Genomic DNA, 3924 nt, shown 5'->3' with positions numbered 1-3924 from the left:
ACGGCTCTGACCTAGGTTGCAGGGGAGGATTTTATTGATGAAATCCTGTGGCCTGCAGCCAACGATTTAGAGACAATTCTCAACGGGCCAAAAACGGAGCAAAGGAGCATGGGCTTGCCGTTGATTAGATGGCTGAGTTGGCTAAGTTGTGAAAGTGGAGAGAGCGAATATGAATACCTCATCTTCCAGTTCAGTTGCCACCAAACCCCCACCCACTAACGAACGACGCCGCATTTTTCGTATCGTTCGTATAGGTCTTGGCATCACCCTGATTGGCCTAGCTGTGTATCTCCTCTGGTGGCGACACCGGAATGTGGTCAGCCGCGTGGGCTACCTCAATGGCACAGTGATTACGCTCTATGCCAGAATTCCTGGTACATTAACCCTGCAACCGCTGCGCCCCGGCGAGCTCCTGAAAGCAGGAACGAAAATTGGCTTCATCCGCAACGATCGCAATCCTCAACTGGAAACCGATCGCCAGAATTTGGAAACTCGACTCGGTGTTGCCCTTGCCCAGCAGCGCAGTTTGCAAGAGAAACGGAACAGCCGCATGGCCTTGATTGCCCAACTGGAGCGCTATCAGCAAAGTCAACACATCCTTGAAACCCGCTTTGCCCAAGAAGCGGTGCAGCGCACCCTAGGGGAACTCCGCCAAGCCCAAGAAGCTCTGGCCATTGCCCGCATTGAAGCCGATCGCTATACCAGTTTAGTGGAAGCAGGGGCTGTGGCTCGCCAACTCGCCGATGAAGCCGTTTCCCGTGCCAAGCAAGCGGCGAAATTTGTTGAGAGTAAACAGGCCGAGCTGCGCCGCCAACAAACAGCTCTCCAAGCGGCTCGCCAAGGACTGCAACTGGATGCTGCGCGTACCTTTAGCTTTCCCCAAATCCGCCTCATTGATTTGCAAATTGAAGTTGTTGATATTGATGCTGAACTGTTGGCAGTAGCCACAACCATTGCCGAGCTACGCCGTGAAATTGCCAATATTAAACAGCAACTCTCCCTGCAACGCCTGGCGACTGTGAAAGTACCGACGACCGCAGTTGTCTGGTCAGTGATCCACAAAACAGGGGAGTTGGGTATTCCCCTAGCAGCGGGTGATCCGATCGTTAAAGTTCTAGATTGCACTGATGTCTGGGCAACGGCATTGGTGGCCGAGCGAGAAAATCCTCGTCTGCGGGTGGGTCAAGAGGCTACTGTGCGCTTGCTGGATGGGAGCGATCGCCGACTTAGCGGCATTGTGCGGGCGATTCGTGGTGGCCCTGGTAAGGTCGAAGTGGGGGAAAACGTGGCCGTGCCCCCTCCCGATCTGGTGCGCAACGAACTGGCGGTTGACGTTCAACTCCACAACCTACCGGAGGACTTCAGCGCCGAACGTTTCTGCGGTGTCGGTCAAAGTGTTGAAGTGGTCTTTAGAAGCTAAACCATGCCCCTCAAGTCGTTGCAAACCGATGGCTGGCTTTTGCTCCTAGGCATTCTAGCCCTCTTAGGAGTATTGCTTTGGCAACTGGACTGGCGGGATTTATTACCGAATCTTGTCAGTTTTTGGCATGGGGGACAGGCCATCATGCGACCCCAAGGAACTACGCTTGAAGCCCTGCTGTTGCCCGCCTTTGTTTGGCTTGCCATCACATTTTTACTCAAGGAACTCTCCCCCCAACCCACTTTTTGGTCACGGCTGATTGTCAGTTTGGGGCTAGCCCTGTTGGCGGTGCGCTATATTCTCTGGCGCTTTTTCAATAGCCTGAACTTGGATGATCCCCTCAATGGCACAGTCTCAATTCTTCTATTTGCGGCTGAGTTGCTGACCCTGATCAACACGATTTGCTTCTTTGTGCTGTCTATCTTTTCCAAAAACCGCACCCCCGAAGCCGATCGCCTGAGTCAAGCAGTGATTCGCGGTGAGTATCTGCCCTGGGTGGATGTCATTTTACCCACCTACAACGAAGGCGTAGAGATTTTGCACCGCTCCGTGATTGCCTGCCAAGCCATGGACTACCCCCACAAGCGCATTTACCTGCTGGATGATACCCGTCGCCCAGCGGTGCGCGCCCTTGCTGCAGAACTGGGCTGTGAATATCGCGATCGCCCCGACAACCGCCATGCCAAAGCAGGGAACATTAACCATGCTCTGCCCACGCTCACGGGGGAACTCATTGCTGTCTTTGATGCCGACTTCATGCCGACGCGGAACTTCCTCACCCGCACTGTGGGCTTTTTCCAAGATTCCAAGACCGCCATGGTGCAGACGCCGCAGCATTTTTTCAATGAGGATCCGGTGACTGTAAATCTTGGCCTAGAGGGAATTGTCAACAACGAGCAGACGCTGTTCTTTCGCTTTATTCAACCCAGCCGTGACTTCTTCAACGCCGTGGTATGCTGTGGCACCTGTTTTGTGATTCGCCGCAGTGCCCTCGATGAGATTGGGGGCATTCCCACCGATAGCATCACCGAAGACTACCTGACTTCTCTGTACTTGCAGGGGCGTGGTTATCAGATCAAGTATCTGAATGAGGCGCTCTCAGCGGGAATGTCGCCGGAAACTATTAGTGCCTACATTAACCAGCGATTGCGGTGGGGTCAAGGTACACTGCAAATGCTTTTTCTCAAGCAGAACTTTTTTACCATTCCCAACCTCAATTTGATTCAGCGTTTTTACCATGGCCTTGGTGTATTGTATTGGCTGCTGTCCATTCCCCGGGTCATTTTTCTTTTGGCACCCTTGGCCTTTTTACTCTTTGGACTCGCCCCTTTGCGGGCCACAGTGAACGAGATTCTCTACTTTTATTGTCCCTACTACTTGGGGAATATCATGGCCTTTTCATGGCTCACGGAGGGTCGCCGCTCTGCCTTTTGGTCCGATGTCTATGAAACAATGATTGCCTTTCCCATGGCGATCACGGTGATTCGTACCTTCATCAGTCCCAAGGGCAAGCCTTTTAAGGTAACGCCAAAAGGTATCGTTGATCCCCACCGTATCCATATTAATTGGCCTTTGGTGCGACCTTTGCTGGTGATTGCGGTTTTAGTCATCCTTGGTCTCATCTGGCGCAGTTCTCCCTTGCAAGAAACACAGGTCAATCCAGATAGTTTGGCGATTAACATGTTCTGGTGCAGTTATAATCTGGCGTTAACTCTTATCTGTACCCTAGTGGCTATCGATGTGCCCCAGCGGCGCCATCCGCGTTTCCTGCGCTCTGAGCCCTGTGAATTGATTGTTGGGGGCGATCGCTACCGTGGGCAAACGGTTGATATTTCCGAAGAAGGGGTACGGATACGCCTCAACCGTTTTCCTCCAGAATCGTTCCCTCAGTCAGTGGGTGAATTGCACTTTCTTGCGCCTAGCCCCCTAATCAGCCTACGCTTACCGGTCCAAGTGCGTTGGTCAAGAACTGCGAACCTAGGCAGCAAGAGCCTAGTCCTAGAAATTGGTCTCCAATTTCTCTCCTTGTCTATTGCACAACAACGGCACCTGATTAACTATCTCTACTGTCAACCAGGTCAATGGAATGAGGTGCGTGTTCCTGAAATTAAAACCGCTTGGGCACTCCTTCAGAGTATTTTTCGCTTGCATCCCCTTGCCGAGAGCCGCTAACCATTAAGCTAACCATTAAGAAGGGTGAGGAGATTTTGAATTGCCATACTGGTTGACCGAATTGCGGCATGAATATTGGCATTTTTGGGCTCAACTTGCAGCAGATAGGCCAAGCTGGATTGGAGATACGTCAGCGCCATCTGAGTGTTGGGATCAATGTGCTGGTAGGCTTGGGGTGAGTAGGGCGGGCCATAACTGGGATGGGGATAGCCGACGGAGTGCTCATAGTTTGCTCCTGCGTATCCTTGGGAATAGTCGTAGTTGGGGTGGGGATAGCCGACGGAGTGCTCATAGTTTGCCCCTGCATATCCTTGGGAATAGTCGTAGTTGGG

Annotated in this window: 2 protein-coding genes and 1 pseudogene; 2 read left to right on the top strand and 1 reads right to left on the bottom strand. The window is 52.4% G+C overall.

Annotated elements, in window-relative coordinates; all coding sequences use genetic code 11:
- Positions 1-169 precede the first annotated feature (169 nt).
- Both IGQ16_RS11255 and IGQ16_RS11250 read left to right on the top strand, forming a co-directional pair.
- On the top strand, positions 170-1420 hold the full coding sequence (locus tag IGQ16_RS11255) for an HlyD family efflux transporter periplasmic adaptor subunit (protein WP_297061580.1): 1251 nt from the start codon (positions 170-172) through the stop codon (positions 1418-1420).
- A gap of 3 nt (positions 1421-1423) precedes the next feature.
- The gene (locus tag IGQ16_RS11250) at positions 1424-3592 is read left to right on the top strand and encodes a glycosyltransferase (protein ID WP_297061577.1); all 2169 of its coding nucleotides are present in this window, start codon (positions 1424-1426) and stop codon (positions 3590-3592) included.
- Between the two features lie 8 nt (positions 3593-3600).
- Here IGQ16_RS11250 and IGQ16_RS11245 read toward each other — a convergent pair.
- Positions 3601-3924, bottom strand: a pseudogene (locus IGQ16_RS11245) (hypothetical protein); the annotation flags it as partial.

It is taken from the genome of Thermosynechococcus sp. M3746_W2019_013 (assembly GCF_015296045.1).
Taxonomy (GTDB): Bacteria; Cyanobacteriota; Cyanobacteriia; order Thermosynechococcales; family Thermosynechococcaceae; genus Thermosynechococcus.
The sequence above is the reverse complement of the archived record's forward strand: the minus strand, read 5'-3'. Positions and strand labels throughout refer to the sequence as shown.